Source organism: Brevundimonas guildfordensis, from assembly GCF_014836405.1.
In the GTDB taxonomy this organism is placed as follows: Bacteria; Pseudomonadota; Alphaproteobacteria; order Caulobacterales; family Caulobacteraceae; genus Brevundimonas; species Brevundimonas guildfordensis.
This window is the reverse complement of sequence record NZ_JACSQU010000002.1, coordinates 535,617-558,315: the sequence shown is the minus strand read 5'-3', so window position 1 is coordinate 558,315 and position 22,699 is coordinate 535,617. Positions and strand designations below refer to the sequence as shown.

The 22,699-nt window shown below is 68.8% G+C and carries 17 protein-coding genes; 9 read left to right on the top strand and 8 right to left on the bottom strand.

Annotated elements, in window-relative coordinates:
- Positions 1 to 91: 91 nt before the first annotated feature.
- Positions 92 to 1,537, bottom strand: coding sequence for a UDP-N-acetylmuramate--L-alanine ligase (gene murC / locus H9656_RS11275; RefSeq protein ID WP_191744331.1), 1,446 nt, complete (start codon positions 1,535 to 1,537; stop codon positions 92 to 94).
- A 146-nt stretch (positions 1,538 to 1,683) separates the two neighbouring features.
- On the opposite strand from murC, the gene H9656_RS11270 reads away from it, so the two are divergent.
- The 4 genes from H9656_RS11270 (at position 1,684) to H9656_RS11255 (ending at position 8,443) form a co-directional block, all read left to right on the top strand.
- Positions 1,684 to 3,765, top strand: a complete 2,082-nt coding sequence (locus H9656_RS11270) for a catalase (RefSeq protein WP_191744330.1) — start codon at positions 1,684 to 1,686, stop codon at positions 3,763 to 3,765.
- A 124-nt stretch (positions 3,766 to 3,889) separates the two neighbouring features.
- A complete protein-coding gene (locus H9656_RS11265; RefSeq protein WP_191744329.1) occupies positions 3,890 to 4,969 on the top strand; it encodes a site-specific DNA-methyltransferase in 1,080 nt (359 codons plus the stop codon).
- A 132-nt stretch (positions 4,970 to 5,101) separates the two neighbouring features.
- The gene (locus H9656_RS11260; RefSeq protein ID WP_191744328.1) at positions 5,102 to 6,193 is read left to right on the top strand and encodes a glycosyltransferase family 4 protein; all 1,092 of its coding nucleotides are present in this window, start codon (positions 5,102 to 5,104) and stop codon (positions 6,191 to 6,193) included.
- A gap of 102 nt (positions 6,194 to 6,295) precedes the next feature.
- Entirely contained in the window at positions 6,296 to 8,443 is a 2,148-nt protein-coding gene (locus H9656_RS11255) for an amylo-alpha-1,6-glucosidase (protein ID WP_191744327.1), read from the top strand.
- On the opposite strand, the gene mutY is transcribed toward H9656_RS11255, so the two are convergent.
- Positions 8,440 to 9,465 (bottom strand): A/G-specific adenine glycosylase, encoded by a 1,026-nt coding sequence (mutY, locus tag H9656_RS11250; RefSeq protein ID WP_191744326.1) that lies wholly within the window; start codon positions 9,463 to 9,465, stop codon positions 8,440 to 8,442. The two genes, H9656_RS11255 and mutY, sit on opposite strands and share 4 nt — an antisense overlap.
- Positions 9,466 to 9,486: 21 nt before the next feature.
- Between mutY and H9656_RS11245 the strand changes: the two genes are divergently transcribed.
- The 4 genes from H9656_RS11245 (at position 9,487) to smc (ending at position 15,013) form a co-directional block, all read left to right on the top strand.
- Complete coding sequence (locus H9656_RS11245; protein ID WP_191744325.1) at positions 9,487 to 10,044, top strand: DUF721 domain-containing protein; 558 nt, start codon at positions 9,487 to 9,489, stop codon at positions 10,042 to 10,044.
- Positions 10,045 to 10,148: 104 nt separating this feature from the next.
- Positions 10,149 to 10,787 (top strand): thioredoxin domain-containing protein, encoded by a 639-nt coding sequence (locus H9656_RS11240; RefSeq protein WP_191744324.1) that lies wholly within the window; start codon positions 10,149 to 10,151, stop codon positions 10,785 to 10,787.
- 127 nt (positions 10,788 to 10,914) lie between these two features.
- Entirely contained in the window at positions 10,915 to 11,562 is a 648-nt protein-coding gene (locus H9656_RS11235; protein ID WP_191744323.1) for a DsbA family protein, read from the top strand.
- A 10-nt stretch (positions 11,563 to 11,572) separates the two neighbouring features.
- Entirely contained in the window at positions 11,573 to 15,013 is a 3,441-nt protein-coding gene (gene smc / locus H9656_RS11230) for a chromosome segregation protein SMC (RefSeq protein WP_191744322.1), read from the top strand.
- A gap of 144 nt (positions 15,014 to 15,157) precedes the next feature.
- Here smc and H9656_RS11225 read toward each other — a convergent pair whose 3' ends face one another.
- The gene (locus H9656_RS11225; RefSeq protein WP_191744321.1) at positions 15,158 to 16,018 is read right to left on the bottom strand and encodes a WecB/TagA/CpsF family glycosyltransferase; all 861 of its coding nucleotides are present in this window, start codon (positions 16,016 to 16,018) and stop codon (positions 15,158 to 15,160) included.
- Positions 16,019 to 16,103: 85 nt separating this feature from the next.
- On the opposite strand from H9656_RS11225, the gene H9656_RS11220 reads away from it, so the two are divergent.
- Positions 16,104 to 16,550: a hypothetical protein gene (locus tag H9656_RS11220; RefSeq protein WP_191744320.1), complete on the top strand. Its 447-nt coding sequence runs from the start codon at positions 16,104 to 16,106 to the stop codon at positions 16,548 to 16,550.
- A gap of 31 nt (positions 16,551 to 16,581) precedes the next feature.
- On the opposite strand, the gene H9656_RS11215 is transcribed toward H9656_RS11220, so the two are convergent.
- The 5 genes from H9656_RS11215 to mraY all read right to left on the bottom strand — a co-directional run bounded on the left by H9656_RS11215 (position 16,582) and on the right by mraY (position 22,698).
- Complete coding sequence (locus H9656_RS11215) at positions 16,582 to 17,709, bottom strand: mechanosensitive ion channel family protein (RefSeq protein ID WP_191744319.1); 1,128 nt, start codon at positions 17,707 to 17,709, stop codon at positions 16,582 to 16,584.
- A gap of 68 nt (positions 17,710 to 17,777) precedes the next feature.
- Positions 17,778 to 18,863, bottom strand: a complete 1,086-nt coding sequence (gene murG, locus H9656_RS11210; RefSeq protein WP_191744318.1) for an undecaprenyldiphospho-muramoylpentapeptide beta-N-acetylglucosaminyltransferase — start codon at positions 18,861 to 18,863, stop codon at positions 17,778 to 17,780.
- Positions 18,864 to 18,876: 13 nt separating this feature from the next.
- Positions 18,877 to 20,058: a putative lipid II flippase FtsW gene (gene ftsW, locus H9656_RS11205; RefSeq protein ID WP_191744317.1), complete on the bottom strand. Its 1,182-nt coding sequence runs from the start codon at positions 20,056 to 20,058 to the stop codon at positions 18,877 to 18,879.
- A complete protein-coding gene (locus tag H9656_RS11200; protein WP_191744316.1) occupies positions 20,055 to 21,584 on the bottom strand; it encodes a Mur ligase family protein in 1,530 nt (509 codons plus the stop codon). Before H9656_RS11200 ends, ftsW begins: the two co-directional genes overlap by 4 nt.
- Positions 21,585 to 21,588: 4 nt before the next feature.
- Positions 21,589 to 22,698, bottom strand: coding sequence for a phospho-N-acetylmuramoyl-pentapeptide-transferase (gene mraY, locus H9656_RS11195; protein ID WP_191744315.1), 1,110 nt, complete (start codon positions 22,696 to 22,698; stop codon positions 21,589 to 21,591).
- Between the last annotated feature and the right edge of the window lies 1 nt (position 22,699).

Genomic DNA, 22,699 nt, shown 5'->3' with positions numbered 1-22,699 from the left:
TTTGACGTTGATCCGATGTAGGGCGGCAAGGCTTCGTCGTGAAGCTCTCACTGGATCCCGGCGTCCGCCGGGATGAGCGGGAGCGTGAGATTCAGCCCAGCGCCTCCAGCTGCGCCGGCAGGGCGTAGGCCCAGCTGGTGATGTCGCCCGCGCCCAGCAGCACGACCAGATCGCCCGGCTTCGCCTCTTCGCGGATGACGCGCGGCAGGGCGGCGGCGTTCTCCAGCGCAGCGACGTGGCGGTGGCCGTAGCGGCGGACGCCCTCGACCAGGGCGTGCTTGTCGACGCCCTCGATCGGCTGTTCGCCCGCCGGATAGACGTCGGCGACCAGCACGCTGTCAGCGTCCGAGAAACAGGTGGAGAAGTCCTGCATCAGGTCGCGCAGGCGGGTGTAGCGATGCGGCTGGACCACGGCGATGACGCGGCCGGGGTTGTCGGCGTTGTGGACCACCTGACGGGCGGCCTTCAGCACGGCGGCGATTTCGACCGGGTGGTGGCCGTAGTCGTCGATGACCCGTACCCCGTGGGCCACGCCCGTGGTGGTGAAGCGGCGCTTCACCCCGCCGAAGCCGGCGAGGCCTGCGCGGATGGAATCCTCGTCCACCCCGATCTCGCGCGCCACGGCGATGGCCGCCAGGGCGTTGGAGACGTTGTGCCAGCCCGCCATCGGCAGGTGCAGATTCTCGATCCGCGCCGGTTCGTCCAGAGCCGCCATGCCCTGCCCCTGGATCATCACGTCGAAACGCGAGCCGTCCGGGTCCATCCGCACATTGTCGGCGCGGACCATGGCCTGGGGGTTCAGGCCGTAGGTGACCAGACGGCGGTTGTCGATCTGGGCCGCCAGCTTCTGCACCTCGGGGTGATCGAGGCAGACCACGCCGAAGCCGTAGAAGGGAATATCCTCGATGAAGTCGCAGAAGGCTTTCTTCACCGCATCGAAGTCGCCGTAGTGGTCCAGGTGCTCCGGGTCGATGTTGGTGATGATCGCGACCGTGCATTTCAGGCGCAGGAAGGAGCCGTCGCTCTCGTCCGCCTCGACCACCATCCAGTCGCCGTCCCCGACCTTGGCGTTGGTGCCATAGGCGTTGATGATGCCGCCGTTGACCACCGTCGGGTCCAGCGAACCCGCGTCCAGCAGGGCCGCCACCATGGAGGTCGTCGTCGTCTTGCCGTGGGTGCCGCCGACGCCGATCGAGAACTGCAGCCGCATCAACTCGGCCAGCATCTCGGCCCGGCGGACCAGAGGAATGCGGCGTTCGCGCGCCACGACCAGTTCGGGGTTCGCCGCCTTGACCGCCGTGGAATAGACCACCGCCGAGACGCCCTCGGTCACATGGGCGGCGTCGTGGCCGATGTAGATGCGCGCGCCCAGCTTCTCCAGCCGCTCGGTGTTGGCGCTGGCCTTGGCGTCCGAGCCCTGCACCTGATAGCCGATCTTCAGCATGATCTCGGCGATGCCGCTCATGCCGATGCCGCCGATGCCGACGAAGTGGACAGGCCCAAGGGCGAACGGAACGGGGCGAAGACGACGGATCATGCACGCCTCATAGCCGCACCATCGCCGACTGCGAAGACGCCCAAGCCGCCTGCGCGGCATTATATGTAAAATCCGCCGAACCCGGCACCCAATTGCGCAGACCGAACGTTCGTTGCTCGCCACTGACGGCCAGGAGGAGCGACGCGGTGCCCGAGAAATCGACAAACCAGGACATCATCGGCCAAGGCGGGGAACTGCATCAGCAGGCCTCGACCCCCGAGACGCGGCTGACCACGAACCACGGGACGCCGATCAGCGACAATCAGAACTCGCTGAAGGCAGGGCCGCGCGGACCCACGCTGCTTGAAGACTTCATCCTGCGCGAGAAGATCCAGCATTTCGACCACGAGCGCATTCCCGAGCGCATCGTCCACGCGCGCGGCTCGGCCGCGCACGGCGTGTTCGAGCTGACGGAAAGCCTTGAACAGTACACCACGGCCAAGATCCTGACGGAGGTTGGCGAGAAGACCGAACTGTTCGCCCGCTTCTCGACCGTGGCCGGCGGCGCCGGTTCGATCGACACGCCCCGCGACGTGCGCGGCTTTGCGGTGAAGTTCTACACCAAGGAGGGGAACTGGGACCTGGTGGGCAACAACATCCCGGTCTTCTTCATCCAGGACGCGATCAAGTTCCCCGACCTGATCCACGCCGTGAAGATGGAGGCTGATCGCGGTTATCCACAGGCGGCGTCCGCCCACGACACCTTCTGGGACTTCGTCGGCCTGATGCCCGAGACCACCCACACGGTGATGTGGGCCATGTCGGATAGGGCCATCCCGCGCTCCTTGCGCATGATGGAGGGGTTCGGCGTCAACACCTTCCGCCTGGTCAACGCCAAGGGCGAGTCGCACTTCGTCAAATTCCACTGGCGGCCCAAGCTGGGGACGCAGGCGACCTGCTGGGACGAGGCGGTGAAGATCGCCGGGGCGGATCCCGACTTCCACCGCCGCGACCTGTTCGACGCTATCGATCAGGGCGACTTCCCGCAGTGGGACTTCGCCGTGCAGGTGCTGACCCAGGCCGAAGCCGACGCCCTGCCCTTCGACATCCTGGATGCGACCAAGATCATCCCGGAGGAAATCCATCCGCTTAAGGTCATCGGGCGCATGACGTTGAACCGGAACCCCGACAACTTCTTCGCCGAGACGGAGCAGGCCGCCTTCCTGCCGACCAACATCGTCCCGGGCATCGACTTCTCGGACGACCCGCTGCTGCAGGGGCGGTTGTTCTCCTATCAGGACACCCAGCTGTCGCGGCTGGGCACGGTGAACTTCCACCAGATCCCAATCAACCGGGCCAAGGGCTGCCCCTTCCAGAATTTCCAGCGCGACGGCCATATGCAGACGCAGGTCCCGACCGGCCGCGCCAATTATGAGCCCAACAGCCTGGCTCAGGCCGGAGAGGACGGCGGGCCCCGCGCCGACGCCAAGGGCGGCTTCACCAGCTTCCGCGAGCCGGTGGAGAAGGAGAAGGTGCGGCTGCGCTCCGAGACCTTCGCCGACCACTACAGCCAGCCCCGGCTGTTCTTCGCCAGCCTGGCGGCGCCGGAACAGGCGCACCTGGCCTCGGCCATTGTGTTTGAACTGTCGAAGGTCTCGCTTGAGCACGTGCGGAACCGCGTGATGGGCAACCTGCGCAACGTCGATGAAGTCCTCGCCAAACGTGTCGCCGACGGCCTGGGCGTGGCCCTGCCCAAAAAGACCCCGGCGGCCGCCGAGCCGATCGACCTGAAGCCGTCGCCCGCTGTGCGTCTGATCGGTAAATACCCCGACACCCTCAAGGGACGGAAGGTGGGCGTCCTGGTCACCGACGGGGCCGACGGCGCCGTGGTCAAGGCCGTGCAGGACGCGGCCAAGGCGGCCGGCGCGGCGGTCGAGATCATCGCGCCCAAGCGCGGAGGGGCCAAGCTGAAGGACGGCTCTACCCTGACGGCGGATCATCAATTGGCGGGCGCGCCCTCGGTCCTGTTCGACGCGGTGGCCCTGGTGCTGTCGGCCGACGGCTGCCAGCAGTTGCTGACCGAAGGCGCGGCCATCGACTTCGCCAAGGACGCCTTCGGGCACCTGAAGGCCATCGGTCATACGCCCGAAGCCCAACCCTTGCTCGACAAGGCGGGCGTCGAGGCGGACGCCGGCGTGATCGACCTGTCGCAAGGCGCCGACGCCTTCATCAAGCCCGCCGCCACTCGCCAGTGGGACCGCGAGCCCAAGGTCCGCACCCTGGCCTGACGCCATGGAGTGGGGCGGCCGCCGCGCGCCGCCCCATTTCCTTCGCCCCTTCTGAATCTTGGTTACTCTGCCTTAACCGTAAGGATTCACCATAAGCGTCTCATCTGTCCGGGGCCGCTTTTCCATGTCCGAGTTGAAGACCGACGTCATCCTGCGTGGCGACTGCATCGAGGTGCTGAAGGGCCTGCCGGACAAGTCGGTGGATATGGTCTTCGCCGACCCGCCCTATAATCTGCAGCTGGGCGGCGACCTGCTGCGTCCCGACAACTCCAAGGTCGACGCGGTCGACGACGACTGGGACAAGTTCGACAGCTTCGCCGCCTATGACGCCTTCACCCGCGCCTGGTTGGCCGAGTGCCGCCGTGTGCTGAAGGACGAGGGCTCGCTCTGGGTCATCGGCAGCTATCACAACATCTTCCGACTGGGCTCGGCGATGCAGGACCTGGGTTTCTGGGTGCTGAACGACATCATCTGGCGCAAGTCGAACCCGATGCCGAACTTCAAGGGCACGCGCTTCACCAACGCCCATGAGACCCTGATCTGGGCCGCCAAGTCGCGCGACCAGAAGCGCTACACCTTCAACTACGACGCGCTGAAAGCCTTCAACGAAGACACCCAGATGCGCTCGGACTGGACCCTGGCCCTGTGCACCGGCCACGAGCGGCTGAAGGACGACGACGGCAACAAGGCCCACCCGACCCAGAAGCCCGAGGCCCTGCTGCACCGCGTGCTGCTGTCGGCCAGCCGCGTCGGCGACGTGGTGCTGGATCCCTTCTTCGGCACCGGCACGACGGGCGCAGCGGCCAAGCGCCTGGGCCGTCACTTCATCGGCATCGAGCGCGACGAGACCTACGCCAAACTGGCCGAGAAGCGCATCAAGGCCGTTATCCCGGCCGCGCCGGAAGACCTGGTCGTCACCGGATCCAAGAAGGCTGAACCCAAGGTGCCCTTCGGCGCCCTGGTCGAGGCCGGGCTGCTGGCGCCGGGCGACAAGCTGTATTGCCCCAAGGGCGAGCGCGAGGCGCGGGTGCGGGCGGACGGTTCGCTGGTGTCCGGCGCCCTGACGGGTTCGATCCACAAGCTCGGCGCCCTGTTGGAAAACGCCCCGGCGTGCAACGGCTGGACCTACTGGCGCTTCAAGACAGACACGGGCCTGCGCCCCATCGACGCCCTGCGCGCCGAGATCCGCGCCGGGATGCAGTAGGTCTGAATATCCGCCTCTCGCCTAACTCACAGGCGAGATTGAAGAATATCGTTCCAGCAACGCTGGAACCTCGGGCAACCGGGGCGGATTGAGGTTTCGGCGCCGCGTATCGCGCGGGCGCAGGAGCCTGTCATGAAAATTGCTCAAGTCACGCCTTTGTATGAGGCCGTGCCGCCCCGACTTTACGGCGGCACGGAGCGCGTGGTCGCGCATCTGACCGACGCCCTTGTCGATCTCGGCCACGACGTCACCCTGTTCGCCAGCGCCGACGCCCGCACCCGCGCGCGGCTGGTGCCGGTCCGCGACCAGGCCATCCGCCTGGATCCCGCGCCGCTCAAGTCCGACCTCGCGGCCCATATGGGCCAACTGGCCGAGGTGCTGGACCGAGCCGACCGCTTCGACATCATTCATTTCCACACCGACATGATCCACTTCCCATTTTTCCAGGGGTGGGCAGACAAGACGGTAACCACGCTTCACGGCCGGCTTGATGTGAAGGATCTGGCGCCCGTCTATGAGCGCTGGCCCGAGTTCGGCCTGGTTTCGATCTCGGACGATCAGCGACGCCCCCTGCCCCATGCGAGCTGGCGCGCCACCGTGCATCACGGCATGCCGGGCGACCTCTACCGGTTTTCCGCTCAGTCGCAGGGCTATCTGGCCTTCCTGGGCCGTATCTCGCCGGAGAAGCGGCCGGACCGCGCCATCGAAATCGCGACCCGGCTGAATAAACCGCTCAAGATCGCCGCCAAGGTGGACGTCGCAGACCGCGTATATTGGGATACGGTCATCGAGCCGCTGGTCCGAGATAATCCTCTGGTCGAGTTCGTCGGCGAGATCGGCGATGCGGAGAAGTCCGCCTTCCTGGGCGGCGCCGAAGCCCTGTTGTTCCCCATCGATTGGCCCGAACCGTTCGGCCTGGTGATGATCGAGGCCATGGCCTGCGGCACGCCGGTCGTGGCCTTCGCCTGCGGGTCCACGCCGGAGGTTATCGAGAACGGAGCCACCGGCTTCCTGGTTTCGACCATGGAAGAGGCGGTCACCGCCGCCGCTCACGCGCATCGGCTGGACAGGGAGGCGATCCGGGCTCGCTTCGACCTGCGTTTTTCGTCCACCGCCATGGCGCGGCGGTATCTGGACGTCTACGCCGATCTGCTGGCGCGGCGTCCATTTGCAGCGCCCATGCGGACCATCGAAGAAGAGCGCAGCTTCGCTGCCCTAGTCTAGCGGCGAGACCGAGGGCGAACGCCGTTTTCATCTGAACTGAACCGCACCCCCGACCGTTCGCCTATCAGCTGCGCAGGGGACAAGCCGCAAGCGGAGACGCTGATGGACGACGCCTATTCGACCCAGGTCACGGCCGCCGACACCAACGATCAGGACGGCCTTGAGACCCTGATGGCCCTCAAGGACTGCGACACCTTCCTGGTCGCCGATCACTGGGGAGATGTGAAGGCGGGCGCTGACGGCCTGTTCGACAAGGATACCCGGCTGCTGTCGCGCTTTGTCCTGACCGTCGGACGGGCGCGGCCGTCGCGCCTCAGCTCGGGCGTGACCAAGGACAATGTCTTCTTCACCTGCCACTCCACCAACCGCCCTTTGCCGCCGATGGGCGGACGATCGGCCCCGGCGGGCGTGCTGCATCTGGAACGGCGGCGCTTCATCTGGGACCGGCGGCTGTTCGAGCGGGTGCGGATGGTCAACCACGGCGTCGAGGATATTCTGCTTCCTTTGACGTTCGAGTTCGACGCGGACTTCGCCGACATCTTCCAGGTGAGGGGCTCGCCTCGCGCGCGGCGCGGGGAAATCCACCCGCCGGTGATCGACGGACGGCGCGTCACCTTCAGCTATACCGGGCTGGACGAGGTGAAGCGCACCAGTTGCCTGGCCTTTTCCGAGCCGCCCGCCCGCCTCAGCGCCACGCGCGCCGAGTTCATGTTCAGCCTGCCGCGCGGGCGCAGTCTGGACCTGTTCGTCGAATGCGGGCTCGACGCCTGCGAGCAGCCCGACCAGGAGCGCTGGCGCTGGCACTCCATCCTGGCGCGACTGGCCATGCGGCGGAGGCTGCGGCGCGGCGCCATCGTCGAGGGCGGGCGCAATCAAGGCTTCAACGACTGGCTGCGGCAGTCGCGCGCCGATATCGCCCTTCTGGTGACCGACCTGCCCACCGGCCCCTATCCCTACGCCGGCACGCCCTGGTTCTCGACCCCGTTCGGGCGCGACGGCATCATCACGGCCTGGCAGATGCTGTGGGTCGACCCTGGCCTGGCCAAGGGCGTGCTGAGTTATCTGGCCTCGCGCCAGGCGACCGAGACCAACGCCTTCATGGACTCCGCGCCCGGCAAGATCATGCACGAAACGCGCGGCGGCGAGATGAGCGTGCTCGGCGAAGTGCCCTTCGCCCTCTACTACGGCGGCGTCGACACCACCTGCCTGTTCATCGCCCTGGCCGGGGCCTACGCCAAGCGCACGAGCGATTATGAGACGATCCGCGCCCTGTGGCCCAACCTGATCGCGGCGGCCGGCTGGATGAGCGACTATGGCGACAGCAACGGCGACGGTCTGATCGACTACGCCCGCGCGGCCGACACCGGCCTGTCGAACCAGGGCTGGAAGGATTCCGAAGACTCCATCTTCCATGCCGACGGCCGCTTTCCGAAGGGTCCGATCGCCCTCCTGGAGGTTCAGGGTTACGCCTTCGCCGCCTGGAAAGCGCTGGCCGAGATGGGCGCCGTCCTGGGGGACGGACGCGTGGCCGAATGGGCGAACCGGGCCGAGACGCTGCGCGCCCTGGTCGAAGAGCGCTACTGGATGGAGGACGAGGGCTTCTACGCCATCGCCCTGGATGGCGACGGCGAGCAGTGCCGCGCCATCGGCTCCAACGCCGGCCACCTGCTGTTCACCGGCCTGCCTTCGCACGAGCGGGCGCGGCGGGTGACGCGGCGGATGCTGACGGCCGAGTTCCGCTCAGGCTGGGGCCTGCGGACCCTGGCCAAAGGACAGGCCCGCTTCAACCCGATGAGCTATCACAACGGCTCGGTCTGGCCGCACGATACGGCGCTGGCGGCGGCCGGCATGGCCCGATACGGCGAGCGGCATGCGGTGGCCATGCTGCTGGGCGAGATCTACGGCTCGGCCGCCCATTTCCAGATGCGACTGCCCGAACTGTTCTGCGGCTTCGTGCGCGAAACGGGCGAGCCGCCGATCGCCTATCCGGTCGCCTGCCTGCCGCAGGCCTGGGCGGCCGGGTCGGTCTTTCTGATGATGCAGGCGGTGCTGGGCCTGAACATCGACGCCGCCGAGGGCCTGGTCGAAGTCAATAATCCCACCTTGCCCGCCGGGCTGGATCGACTGTCGATTACCCGGCTGAAGGTCGGCGACGGCGTGATCGACCTGCACTTCCAGCGCCTGAACGGCCATGTGGTGGTCATGCCGCGCGAACGCAGCGGGACGGTGAACCTGAGAGCGACGGGTTAGGCCGCCGCCAGCCCACGCTCCAACGCCTTCCTGAAGACGGTCGGCAGCGCCTTGGCCGCCTCTTCAGCGGGCGTCCAAAGAAAGTCGTCGCCTCCGCCTTCGGCCACATGCACCTCCAGCGTCAGGCTGAAGTGGGTGAAGACGTGCTCGACCGACCCGGCCGCGCTCCATCCCGCATCGACCGGCGGCGTGAACTCCGGCGCCGCGCTCCAGTCCGAGGTCGGCAGGCCGGCCATCCCCCCCAGCAAGCCCTTGTCGGGCCGCCGAACCAGCGCCACGCGGCCCGACCCATCCGTCAGCACATAGGCGTGGCCCCTCCGATGAGGCCGCTCGGCCTTCTTCGTCTTCAACGGATAGCGTTCCGGCGTCCCCGTCTTCAGCCCCTCGCAGCCGAAGGCCAATGGGCACTGATCGCACAACGGAGACCGGGGCCGACAGACGCCGGAGCCCAGGTCCATCAGCGCCTGCGCCCAGTCGCCCGGCCTGTCATCATAGACAAACAGGGCCGCCAGCCGCCGCAGCTCGGGCCGCGCGGCGGGCAACGGAGTCTCAAGCGCGAACAGGCGGCTCATCACCCGCTCGACATTGCCGTCGACGACATTGGCGGGCTGGTCGAAGGCGATGGCGGCCACGGCGGCGGCGGTATAGGCGCCCACCCCCGGCAGAGCCAGCAACTCCGTTTCGGTCTGCGGAAAGACGCCGCCGTATTCGGCCGTCACGGCGCGGGCGCAGGCCAGCAGGTTTCGCGCCCGGGCGTAGTAGCCAAGCCCCGCCCAGGCGGCCATCAGTTCGGCATCCTCGACCGCCGCCAGGTCGGCCACCGTCGGCCAGCGCGTGGTGAAGCGCTCGAAATAGGGCGCAGCGTGCGGCACCGTCGTCTGCTGCAGCATCACCTCGGACAGCCAGACGCGATAGGGGGCGGTCTTCGTCGTCGCCCCCGGCGGCGCGCGCCACGGCAGGCTGCGCGCATGGGCGTCGTACCAATCGAGCAGGGCGGCGCGGAGAGAGGGGACGTCGGTCATCGGTCAGGCTATATAGGACGAATGCGTCGTCCCCTGCCCACCGAAAGCGAAGCGCGCGAAATCCTGGCCCGCCGCCGGACGCGCCCGCCGTTGCGCCCGCCGCCCCCGGCGGGGCGGTCGCTGGCGCCGCTGATCAAGAAGCTGGACGCCCAGTTCGGGCGCGGCGCCTCGGCGCTGGAGCCGCGCTGGGTCGAGATCGTGGGCGAGCGGCTGGCCCGCGTCACCCGCCCGCAGAAGCTGACCAAGGGCCGCGGCAACGCCGGCGGAACGCTGGAGCTGCGCGTCGCCGGTCCCGCCGCCCTGCTGGTCCAGCACCAGTCGGCCGACATTATCCAACGGGTGAACCTGTTTCTGGGGGCGGGCTCGGTCGAGAAACTGCGCATTGCGCAAGGCCCGGTGAAACCCCTGCCGGCCTCCGGCGCCAAGCCCCGACCGCGCGGCCGCGCCGTCCTGCCGCCCCTCCCCGCCGCGACGGAAGCTGAACTGAACGCCTCGGTCGAGGGGGCCCCCGACGGGCTGAAGGCGGCGCTGGGAAAGCTGGGCCGCGCCGTGCTGTCGCAGCCCCCGCGCAAAGAGTGACGTTGACAAATCTTCGCCACCGGCGTTCTCGACATTCAGACGTTTTCGCTCGCGCGCGAGAATCGCGCGACGGTTCCGCATCTCATTTCTGACAAGGACCTCCAATGGCCCCGACCTTCAAATACGCCGCCATGAGCCGCCGCGCCGCCCTGTCCGCCGCCGCCCTGGCCTCGATGGCCGTGCTGGCGGGTTGCTCGGGCGGCGGCGCCGGGACGGGCGAGGTCGCCGGCGACATGGCCAAGGGCGCGGCCGAGGGCGCCAAGGTCACGGTCGTGGAATACGCCTCCGTCACCTGCGGCCACTGCGCGCTGTGGAATGAGGAGGTCTGGCCCGAGTTCAAGACGAAGTACGTCGACAACAACAAGGTCCGCTTCGTCTTCCGCGAATTCCCGACGCCGCCGCAGGACATCGCCGTCGCCGGCTTCCTGATCGCGCGCTGCGCCGGTCCGGACAAGTATTTCGACGTCGTGCACGACATCATGGCCAGCCAGAAGGAATGGCTGGCGGGCGTGGCGCCGCGCACCACCCTGTTCCGCGCCGGCCAGGCCGCTGGCCTCAGCGAGCAGCAGATCAACGAGTGCATCCGCGACAAGGCCGCCATCGAGGCGATGGAGAAGCGCATCCAGGCCGGCATCAGCGCCGGCGTGACCGGCACGCCCTACTTCACCGTCAACGGCGCCAAGGTGGCCGACACCTCTCTGTCGGGCCTGTCCGAGGCTATCGACGCCGAACTGGCGAAATAGTGACAGTGCGCCGGTGGACGACGAACGGTCTGCCCGCCGGTGCCCTCTTGGCGACAGGCAAAATCGGGAGCCGTCAGTCACTGTCGGGCCTGTCGGCTCACATCGAACCCTTGCTATAGAGCGCCTTATGACCCGTCGCATCCTGACCCTCTTCTCGGCGCTGGCCCTTGTGGGCCTGAGCTCCGCTCCCGCTGTGGCGCTGGACCCCGTCCGCAAGTCGGTCTCTACGTCCGTGGCGGCGGTTCCGGCCGTGACGCCAGCGGACCGGATCATGGGCCGCGCCGACGCTCCGGTGACGGTGATCGAATACGCGTCCTTCACCTGCAGCCACTGCGCCGACTGGACCAATGAGATCCTGCCGCAGTTCAAGGCCCGTTACATCGACACCGGCAAGGTGCGGCTGGTGTTCCGCGACATGCCGACGGCCCCGGCTCAGATCGCCTCGACAGCGGCCGGCATCGCCCGGTGTGCGGCGCCTGAACGCTTTTTCGACGTGGCGCATTCCCTGATGGGCGGCCAGGCCGCCGCCTTTGAGAAGGGCGACGCGCGGGACTGGTTCATGAACGCCATCGCCGCCAGCGGCCGCACGCAGGAGCAGATCGAGACCTGTCTGAAAGCTCCCGCCACCAGCCAGGCCTTGCAGGCCGAGGTCGAGGGCGCGGTGGCCGCAGGGGTGTCCGGGACCCCCTCCTTCTTCGTCAACGGCAAGCGGGTCGCAGACCACTCGCTGGAGGCCCTTTCAGCGGCCATCGACCCGCTGATCCGGGCGCGCTGACCACGACGCGATGCAGTTCCAGCGCCTCCGGCTCGTCGGCTTCAAATCCTTCGTCGACCCGGCCGAGGTGCACATCGAGGCCGGGCTGACCGGCATCGTCGGGCCGAACGGCTGCGGCAAGTCGAACGTTCTGGAAAGCCTGCGCTGGGTCATGGGGGCCAACTCGGCCAAGGCCATGCGCGGCCAGGGCATGGAGGACGTGATCTTCGCCGGCGCCGCAGGCCGTCCGCCGCGCAACCACGCCGAAGTCCAGCTGACCATCGACAACGCCCAGAAGCGCGCGCCCCAACCCTTTACCGACAGCCCCATGCTGGAGGTGTCGCGCCGGATCGAGCGCGGGCGCGGCTCGACCTATCGCATCAACGGCAAGGAGGTGCGGGCGCGCGACGTGCAGCTGCTGTTCGCCGACGCCTCGACCGGGGCCAACAGCCCGGCGCTGGTGCGTCAGGGCCAAATTTCGGAACTGATCGCCGCCAAGCCGCAGAACCGCCGCCGCATCCTTGAAGAAGCCGGGGGCGTGGCGGGCCTGCACACCCGGCGCCATGAGGCGGAGCTGCGGCTGCGGGCGGCCGAGACCAACCTCGACCGGCTGGACGACATCGGCAAGGAGCTGGAGTCGACGCTGAACCGGCTTAAGCGCGAAGCGCGCCAAGCCGAAAAGTACAAGAAGATTTCGGCCGAAATCCGCGCGCTTCAAGCTGCGTTGCTCTACGTCCGCTGGACTGACGCGAAGACGGCGGCCGAGACGGCGGCGGCCGAACTGCGCGACGCCGACCGGCTGGTCGCCGAGACGACCACGGCTGCGGCGGCGGCCCAGACGGCGGCGCTGAACGCTCAGGAAGGGCTGAAGCCCGCGCGCGAGGAAGACGCGGTCGCCACCGCCCTGCTGAACCGCGCCATCATCGAGCGCGACCGGCTGGACATGGCCGAACAGGCCGCCCGCGCCGAGGTCGATCGCCTGAAGGCCGAGGTCGCCCGCATCGAGGCCGACCGCGCGCGCGAGGACGGCATGGCCGCCGACGCCGGGCGCGAACTGGAACGGCTGGACCGCGAACTGGAGAAGCTGAAGGCCGAGATCGACGCCGCCCCCGAACGCGGGCCGGAGCTGGAACGCGCCCTCTTGGAGGCCGAAGACGCGCGCAAGGCCGCCGACGCCGAGGTCGAGCGGCTGGCCGGGACGCTGGCCGCCGTCGAGGCCCGCGCCAACGCCGAAAGCGCCCGCAAGCGTGACGCCGAGGCCCGTCTGGCGCGCGTGAAGGGCCAGGACGAACAGGCCCGCCGCGAACGCGAGGCCCTCGGCCCGCTGGAAACGCCCGAGATCGAGACGGCCAAGGCGGCGCTGGAGACGGCGCAGGCCGACCTCGCCGCCGCGCGCGAAGCCGTCGAGGCCGCCGAGGCCAAACGCAGCGACATCGCCCGCGCCGAGCAGGAGGCGCGCACCGCCGCCCGCGCCGCCGAGGACCGGCTGGGCCGTTTGCAGACCGAGGCGCGCGGGATGGCGCAACTGCTGGTCACGGGCAAGCGCGAGCACCCCCCGGCGCTGGACCAGGTCTCGGCGGCCAAGGGGTATGAGGCGGCGCTGGCCGCGGCGCTGGGCGATGACCTAGACGCCGCGCTCGACGCCCGCGCGCCGGCGCACTGGGCGGGCGCCGACGCCGCCCCGCCCGAGTGGCCGCAAGGGGTCGAGCCCCTGTCAGCCCATGTGGCGGCGCCGGATCAGCTGGCGGCGCGTCTGGCCTTCTGCGGCGTGGCCCCGCGTGAGCGGATCGCCGAACGGGCCCGCGCCCTGCCGCGCGGCGCGCGCCTGACCACGGTCGAGGGCGACCTCTATCGCTGGGACGGCTTCGTCAGCCGCGCCGAGGCGCCGCGTCCCGCCGCCGTGCGTCTGGCCCAGCGCACCCGCCTGTCGGAACTGGAAGCCGAGATCGACCTCGGCAAGCCCGCGCTGGAGGCGGCGCAAGGCGCGCTGAAGGCGGCGGGCGAAGCCTTCCGCGCCGCCGAGGAAGCGGTGAAGGCCGCGCGCCTGCGCCCCTTCACCCTGGACAAGCAGGTCGTCTCGGCCCGCGACCGCCTGGAATCCCTGATGCGCGATCAGGCCCGCAAGGAGGCCCGCGCCCAGTCGCTGGACGAGACGGTCGCCCGGCTGGACGGCGAGGTGCAGGAGGCCGAGGCCGCCTTCGCCGAGGCCAGTTCGGTGGAGTCGTCTTCCGATGTGGTCGTCGGCCTGCGTCAGGAGCTGACCGAGGCGCGCGGCGGGGCCGAGCGCGCCCGGCTGGCGGCGCAGGCCGCCCGCTCGACCCGCGACGAGGAGGCCCGCGACCGCGCCATGCGCGAACAACGCCTGGGCAGTCTGACCCGCGCCCGCGAGGGCTGGGTCGCGCGATCCGGCGACAGCGCCGCCCGCCTCAAGACGCTGGAGCGCGATGCCGAGAAGGCGCAAACCGCACTGACGAAAGCCGAGGCCGCCCCCGCCGGTTTCACCGAGCAGCGCAACGCCCTGATGGACTCTCTGGCCGAGGCCGAAACGCGCAAGCAGGCGGCCACCGACGCCGTGGCCGTCGCCGAGGCGGGCGCTCAGGAGGCCGACCGCGCCGCGCGCGCTGCCGAAACGGCTGCGTCTCAGGCCCGCGAAAGCCGGGCGGGTCTTCATGCCCGCGCCGAAGCCGCCGCCGAGAAGCTGGCTGAAAGCGCCGCCAACATCCGCGAGACGGCGCAGATGTCGCCCGAGGAACTGGGCAAGAAACTGACCGACGACGCCATCGCCCGCCCGCCCGATGCGGCGGGGGCCGAGAGCCTGCTGTATGGCCTTGAGCGCGAGCGCGAGGCCCTGGGCGCCGTCAACCTGCGCGCCGAGGAAGAGGCGGCCGAGTACGGCGACCGGCTCAGCGCCATGAAGACCGAGCGCATCGACCTGACGCAGGCGATCGCCAAGCTGCGCGACGGCATCGATGAACTGAACGCCGAGGGGCGCGAGCGGCTGATCGCCGCCTTCGAGGTCATCAACACCAACTTCAAGACCCTGTTCGAGGCCCTGTTCGGCGGCGGTCAGGCCGAACTGAAGCTGGTCGAGAGCGACGACCCGCTGGAGGCGGGTCTGGAGATCTACGCCTGCCCACCCGGCAAGCGGCTGTCGGTCATGAGCCTGATGAGCGGCGGCGAGCAGGCGCTGACGGCGGCTGCGCTAATCTTCGGCGTCTTCCTGGCCAATCCGGCGCCGGTCTGCGTGCTGGACGAGGTCGACGCCCCGCTGGACGACGCCAACGTCGACCGCTTCTGCCGGATGCTGCACGAGATGCGCAGCCGCACCGACACCCGCTTCATCGTCATCACCCATAACCCGGTGACCATGAGCCGGATGGACCGGCTGTATGGCGTCACCATGCCCGAGCGCGGCATGAGCCAACTGGTCAGCGTCGACCTGCAGCAGGCCGAAGAGATCGTCACGGCGTGATCTGAGGCGGGCCTCTCCTCCCCATGACATGGGGAGGTGGATCGGCGGCGCAGCCGACGAGACGGACGGGCAGCTTGGCTCCGCTGTCGCAAAGCCCCTCCACCGCTTCGCGGTCCCCCCCCCCATTTCATGGGGAGGAAAAGTTCAGCGTTTCCTGCGCCGCATGGCCGCGCGCACGTCGCTCAGGGCGGGCCCGATCAGGAACCACGGCTCGATGCAGTAGCGGGTGAACAGCCGCTTCGGATCGGCGAATAGTCGGAACAGCCACTCGACGCCCAGCCGCCCCATCCAGCGCGGCGCGGCTTTCTGAACCCCCGCCTCGTAGTCGAAGGCGGCGCCGACCGACAAGATCGGGACCGCCGGCAGGGAGGCCAGATTGTCCGCGATCCACAACTCCTGTCGCGGCATCCCCATGCCGACGAACAGCACGTGCGGGGCGAAGTCCTTGATCGCCGCAAGAACCGCCGTATTGCCCAACGACCCCGGCGTCGCGTCGAAATAGCCGCTGAGCCCCTTCACCATGACGCCCGGATGGCGGGCCGTCAGACGCCGCGCCGCCTCTTCCGCCACGCCGTCGGCGCCGCCGACGTAGAGGACGCGCCAGCCCTTGCGGTCAGCCACGCTCCAGAAATGATCGCGCCAGTCCAGATAGGTGCAGCGATGCTGCGGCCGCGCCGGATGGCCCAGCAGACGAGCGAAATGGATCAGCGGCGTGGAGTCCAGCTCGATCAGATCGGCCGCCTCGTACAGGCGCCGCATCCCCGGCGTGCGCCGGATCAGATAGAGGCTGTGCAGGTTGTGATTGGCGACGATGGTCTGCACGCCCGCGTCCACGCTGCGCTCGAGATGCAGCAGCACCTCCTCGGGGCGGATCAGATCGACCTGCTCGCCCAACAGGGTGATGCGCTCGTCAGCCCGTCGTGTCTGGCGGAACGGCGCACGCATCCGTCTGCGACGGTCAGGCGGAGGGCCGGAGGGATCGAAGCCGGGCGGCGCGTAATACATGACGGCTCCCTAGCCTGGCCGTTTCAACATCGGGTATGCGGACAGGGTTAATCCGAATCGATAACCGGCGCACCTCGGAGCGACCATGCTGATCATCCCCATGCCGCCCCCCGCCGTCGAGGCCGCACCGCCGCCGCAGCTGGCCTTCGCCAGCAGCAACCGGTTCGCCGTCTTCGCCGATCTGGCGTCGATCAGCCCGGAGCCCGCCGAGGGCGCGGACGTGGTCCGGATGCGGTCGCTGCAGATCAGCCAGGAGGACATGCTGATCGGGAGCGTCGCCTATGTCGGCGGCTGGTCATGGTGGCGGTTCGACTGCGCCGCCTGGACGGCCGACCGCCTGGACTTCGCCTCCCTGCGCGCCGACGGAACGGAAGGGCCGGTGACGCCCGAGAACGCGCCGCCCGCCCCCATCACGGCGGGCAAGGACGCTGCGGCGCTGGCCGAGGCGGCGTGCGGAAAGGCTGTTCCCGCGGTGGAGGCGACCTCCACGGCGGCGGCGGTGTGGATCGGCCGCGCCCGGCTGGCTCCCTAAAGACTGGCCCCCTAAGACCGCCCCCTGATCGTCAGGCCGTTTCCGGCTTCAGGCGCAGGGAGTCGCGTTCCTCGCGATCCAGATCGACGCGGTCGCGCGGCAGGGCCTCGCGGCATTCGTCGCGCATGAAGGCCAGCATCTTCTCACGCACCTCGGCCCGCAGGTCGAAGGCGACCGAGGCGTTGCGCGCGCTGGTCAGGCAGCGGACCTGGGCCGTGCGTTCGGTGATGTCGGTGACCTGAAGGGCCACGACGTCGCCGTCCCAATGCGGCGAGGCGTGGGCGATCTGCTCCAGCTTGACGCGCAGGCGGTCGATCGGCGCCTCATAGTCGACGTAGAGGAAGACCACGCCGATCAGGCGCGAATCCTCGCGCGTCCAGTTCTGGAACGGCCTCTGGATGAAATAGGTCAGCGGCAGCACCATGCGCCGCCAGTCCCACAGCTTGACCACCACATAGGTCGAGGTGATTTCCTCGACCCGCCCCCATTCGCCCTCGACAATGACGGCGTCGTCCAGGCGGATCGGCTGGGCGGTGGCGATCTGGATGCCCGCGATCAGATTGGTCAGGAAGGGTTGCAGCGCCAGACCGGCCACGATGCCGACCACGCCCGCCGAGGCCAGCAGCGACAGCCCCCACTGCTTGACGCCTGGAATGGTCAGCAGCGCCAGACCCAAGGTGATCAGGCCGATCAGGATGGCGGCGACCCGCTGCAGGATGCGGGTCTGGGTGACGTGCTTGCGGGCGTAGAGGTTGTCCTCCGCCTCCATGTTGAACTTCTTGAGATGGACGATGGCGCCCATGTCCACGGCGCCGGCCAGCATCCAGCCCGAAACCAGGATGAAGCCGAACAGAAGGGTGCGGCGGATGAACAGCGACGGATCGGGGTCCAGCGGCGACACCGTCACCGCCAGCGCCAGGGCGATGATCATCACAGCTATGCGCACCTTGAGCCGCGCCCGCTTCAGCATCCCCTTCCAGAAGTCGTCGCGGTTGCGCACCGCCAGCTTCAGCAGGGCGAACACGACTTGGTTGGCCGCCCAGCCGATGAAGACGAAGACCACGGTGATGATCGAGATCACCGCCCATTCCGGCAGCCAGTGAAACTGGCGCCACAGGGCGAAAACGTGATTGGTCAGGTCGATGACGAACTGGGGCATGCCTCAACCATAGCCCTTCTCCCCGCCGGGGGAGAAGGTGGCTCGCGCAGCGAGACGGATGAAGGGTCTTATCGGGCCGCCTGCTCCACCAGATCGGCCAGCCTTTGCGCTGCGTCGGGGATGGCGACCGAGCGGGCCGCCGCCGACATGGCCGCCAGCGCCGCCGGATCGGACAGGATGGCGGTCAGGGCGGTCGTCAGCGTCTCGACGGTCAGGTCGTCCTCGGCGATCACCTTCGCCGCGCCCGCCTCGGCCAACGCCCGCGCATTCAGCGTCTGGTGGTCGTCCATGGCGATCTTCAGCGGGATCAGCACCGACGGCAGGGCCGCAACCGCCAGCTCCGAACAGGTCGAGGCGCCCGCCCGCCCGATCACCAGATGCGCCTTCGACAGCCGGTCGGCCATGTCGCGGAAGAAGGGGGCGACCTCGGCCTCGATCCCGGCGTCGAGGTAGATCTGGCGCGCGGCCTCCAGCGTCTCGGGCCGCGACTGCTGCTGCACCTTCAGCCGGCGGCGGATGGCTTCGGGCAGGGCCGCCAGGGCGCGCGGCGTGGTCTCGGACAGGATGCGGGCGCCCTGGCTGCCGCCGGTCACCAGCACATGGATCGGGCCGCCCTCGACCGGCGCGGCGTAGGCGCGGTCGAACAGGGCGCGGATGTCCGGCCGCACCGGGTTGCCGACCAGCTGGACGCGGCTCTTCACCTTGTCCGGCGCCCGGCCCAGGGTCGGAAAGGCCGCCGCGATCACGCCCACGCTGGGCGCCAGATAGCGGTTGGTGCGGCCCAGCACCGCGTTCTGCTCGTGGATCACGGTGGGACGACGAGCCATCACCGCCGCCAGCAGGGCCGGCGCTGACGGATAGCCGCCGAAGCCCACCACCACGTCCGCCCCGGTGCGCTGGAACGCGGCCTTGGCCTGGCCGACGCCCTTCATGATCGCCAGGCCCGCCTTCAACAGGCCGATGGGGCCGGAGCCGGTCGCTGCGTCCAGGGCCAGCCGCTCTTCGGCCGGGAAGGCGTGGGCGTACTGCTCGCCGCGCTTGTCGGTGGCCAGAATCACGCGCCAGCCGCGCGTCGCCATTTCACGGGCCAGAGCCTCAGCGGGGAACATATGGCCGCCGGTGCCCCCGGCGGCGACGACGCAGACCTTGGTCATGAGCGATACTCTCTTACGGCAGCAGGCGGCGGCGCGGGGCCACGTTCGAGCCCAGTTCATAGGCGCCAGGACGGCGTCGGGTCAGAGCCAGGGCGAAGCCCATCGTCAGCCCCATGGCCATCATGGACGACCCCCCGTAGCTGATGAAGGGCAACGTCATCCCCTTGGTCGGGATCAGGTTCAGGTTCACCGCGATATTGATGCAGGCCTGCAGCCCGATCAGCATGAACAGCCCCGCCGCCGCCGTCTGTTCGAAGGAGTCGTTCAGCTTCATCGCCTTGCGCATCCCGCGGATGACGATGAAGGCGTATAGGCCGATCATGATCAGCGACAGCACCAGGCCGAACTCTTCGGCGCCGACCGAATAGATGAAGTCGGTGTGCAGGTCGGGGACGTGGCGCTTCATCACCCCCTCGCCGATGCCGCGCCCGATCAGACCCCCGTTGCGGATGGCCTCGGAGGCGCGGTCGATCTGGTGGGTGTCGGTCGTCTCGGGCGACAGGAAGCGGCTGAGACGGTCGCGCATGTGGCCGAACATGAAATAGAGCGACACCACCCCGCCCGCGCCGACAGCCGCCAGGGCGGCGACCCACTTCAACGGCACCCCGGCCATGAAGAAGACGGCCATGAAGGTGGTGGTGACCAGCAGCGTCTGGCCGATGTCCGGCTGGATCAGCAGCAGGCCGACCGTCAGGGCCCACAGGGCGAAGGCGATGCTGACGCCGGGGACGCCCTCGCCCTTCTGGGCCTCGGCGAACATCCAGGCGGCGAAAACGATCAGGCCGGGCTTGGCGAACTCGGACGGCTGGAGGCTGAACGGCCCCAGATTGATCCAGCGCGCCGCGCCCTTCACCGTGTCACCGATGATGGGCAGGGCGGCCATGACCAGGATGGAGCAGATCAGGGCCAGCACCGCGATCCGCCGCACGCCGCGCGGCGACAACAAGGATGCGCCCAGCATCACGCACAGCCCCATGGTCGAGAAGACCATCATTCGCCAGGAGTAGTGGAAGGGATCGGTGATCGACTCGTCCGCCCCGATCGCCGCCGGGCTTGAGGCGAAGCTCAACGCCACCCCCAGCGCCATCAGCGTCAGCGCCGCGCCCAGCAGGCCGCGATCGACGGTCCAGAACCAACGCGCCACCATGCTCTGGTCGTTGCGCGAAAAGGGATGGCTGTAGCTGTTGTGGGTCATGCGGCGGGCTCCGGCCGTGCGCCCAGTCCCAGGACGGCGGCGCGGAACGCCTCGCCCCGGACCTCGAAATCGGGAAACTGATCAAAGCTGGCGCAGGCGGGCGACAGCAGGACCACCTGCTCGCCTCCGGCCTTGGCCGCGTCGGCGGCGGCCAGTTCGACCGCGCGCTCCATGGTGTGGGCGACCACGTGCGGGGTGTCCGCCAAGGTCACGGCAAAGGCGTCCGCCGCCTCCCCGATCAGATAGGCCTTCGTCACGCGGGCGAAGAGGTCGCGCAAAGCTTCGATGCCCCCGTCCTTGGCCTTGCCGCCCGCGATCCACAAGACCGCAGGGTAGGAGGCCAGCGCCTGACGCGCGGCGTCGGCGTTGGTGGCCTTGGAGTCGTTGATGAAACGCACGGCGCCGAGACGGCCCACGGCCTCCATCCGGTGCGACAGGCCGGGGAAGCTCAACAGGCCCTCGACCGCCGCTTCGTGCGGCACGCCCAGCGCCCGCGCCGTGGCGTAGGCGAAGGCCGCGTTCTGGGCGTTGTGGCGGCCGGGGAGCGAGCGGGCGGCGGTCAAATCGGCCAGCACTTCGCCGCCCGCCATCAACACGCCCGCCGCCACCGCATACCCTTCTCCCCTCGGGGGAGAAGGTGGGCCGCGCAGCGGCTCGGATGAGGGGGACGCCAGATACGACTGCGCCTCCTCGGCATGGGACGCGACAGGGGACACGCCCCCCTCATCCGTCTTGCTCTGCAAGCCACCTTCTCCCCCGAGGGGAGAAGGAAGGGACACGACCGTCTCAACCCGCCGTCCCTGCGCCCGCAGGTCCGCCGCAGACTTCCGGCCCCACTCTTCGTCCACGCCGACCAGCGCCAGCGCCTCTCCATCCTGCGCCTGGAAGATGCGGCGTTTGGCGGCGACGTAGCCTTCCATCCCGCCGTGGCGGTCCAGATGGTCCGGCGACACATTGGTCAGGATCGCCACGTCCGGCGCGAAGCCCGTCGTCAGGTCCAGTTGATAGGACGACACCTCGATCACATAGACCGCGTCCGCCGTCGGCTCGGGCAGGGCCAGGACGCCGATGCCGATATTGCCGCCGATGTGGACGGTGAGGCCCGCCTGCTTCAGCACCCAGCCGATCAGGGCCGTGGTCGTGGACTTGCCGTTGGTGCCGGTGATGGCGACCACGCGCGGCCTCTGCCCCTGCGGCAAGGCGGCCAGCGCCCGCGCGAACAGTTCCACATCGCCGATGACCGGCACGCTCGCCTCATGGGCGCGTTCGACGCTCCAGTGCGGCTTGGGATGGGTCAGCGGCGCGCCGGGCGACAGCACCAGGGCGGCGAACCCCGCCCAGTCGGCGCGGGTCAGGTCCTCGACCAGGAAGCCTTCGGCCTCGGCCTGCATCCGGCCCGAGACGCCGTCGTCCCACAGCACGGGGATCGCGCCCCCGGCCTGAAGCGCGCGCGCCGCCGTGATCCCCGACCGCCCCAGGCCGAAGACCGCAACGCGACGCCCCTCGAAGCCGGGAACGGGGATCATCGGATCAACGCAGCTTCAGCGTGGCCAGACCGGCCAGGGCCAGCATGGCGGCGACGATCCAGAAGCGGATCACTACAGTCGATTCCGGCCAGCCCATCTTCTCGAAATGGTGGTGGATCGGCGCCATCAGGAAGATGCGCTTGCCCGTCAGCTTGAAGTAGCCGACCTGGATCATGACCGAGGCCGCCTCGACCACGAACAGACCGCCGACGATGCCCAGCACCAGCTCGTGCTTGGTCGCTACGGCCATGGAGCCCAGGGCCCCGCCCAGCGCCAGCGAGCCGGTGTCGCCCATGAAGATCTTGGCTGGCGGCGCGTTGTACCAGAGAAAGCCCATGCCGCCGCCGATGATCGCGGCGCAGAAGATGGCCAGCTCGCCCGAGCCGGGCACGTGATGGACCTGCAGGTATTCGGCGAAGACGAAGTTGCCGACCAGATAGGCGATGATGCCGAAGGCGCCCGCCGCCATCATCACCGGCACGATGGCCAGGCCGTCCAGCCCGTCCGTCAGGTTCACCGCATTGGAGAAGCCGATGATGGTGAAGGCCGCAAACGCCACATAGAACCAGCCGATGTTCAGCAGCACCGCCTTCAGGAACGGAAAGGCGATCGACGTCTCAAGCCCCGGCGAGGTCGGCGACTGGGTCATCCACAGCACGGTCAGCACGCCCGCGATCACCGCCACGACCGTCTGAGCCGCCAGCTTCTGCTTGGACGTCAGCCCGGCCGACGTCTGTTTCGTCACCTTGGCGTAGTCGTCGATGAAGCCCAGCACCCCGAACGCCGCCGTCACGCCCGAGACAATCCAGATGTATGGATTGGTCAGGTCGCCCCACAGGAAGACCGCCACGCCGATGCCCGCCAGGATCATCAGCCCGCCCATCGTCGGGGTGCCGACCTTGGACAGGTGCGACACAGGGCCATCGTCGCGGATCGGCTGGCCCCGGCCCTGCTTGGCGCGGATCCAGTTGATGAAGCGGCTGCCCATGGCGACCGCCACGATCATGGCCGTGGCCATGGCCAGGGCCACGCGCACGGTCTGATACTGGATCAGGTGCAGCAGCGGATATTCCTGGGCGATGTCCGCGTAATAGAGATAGAGCAGGTAGAACATT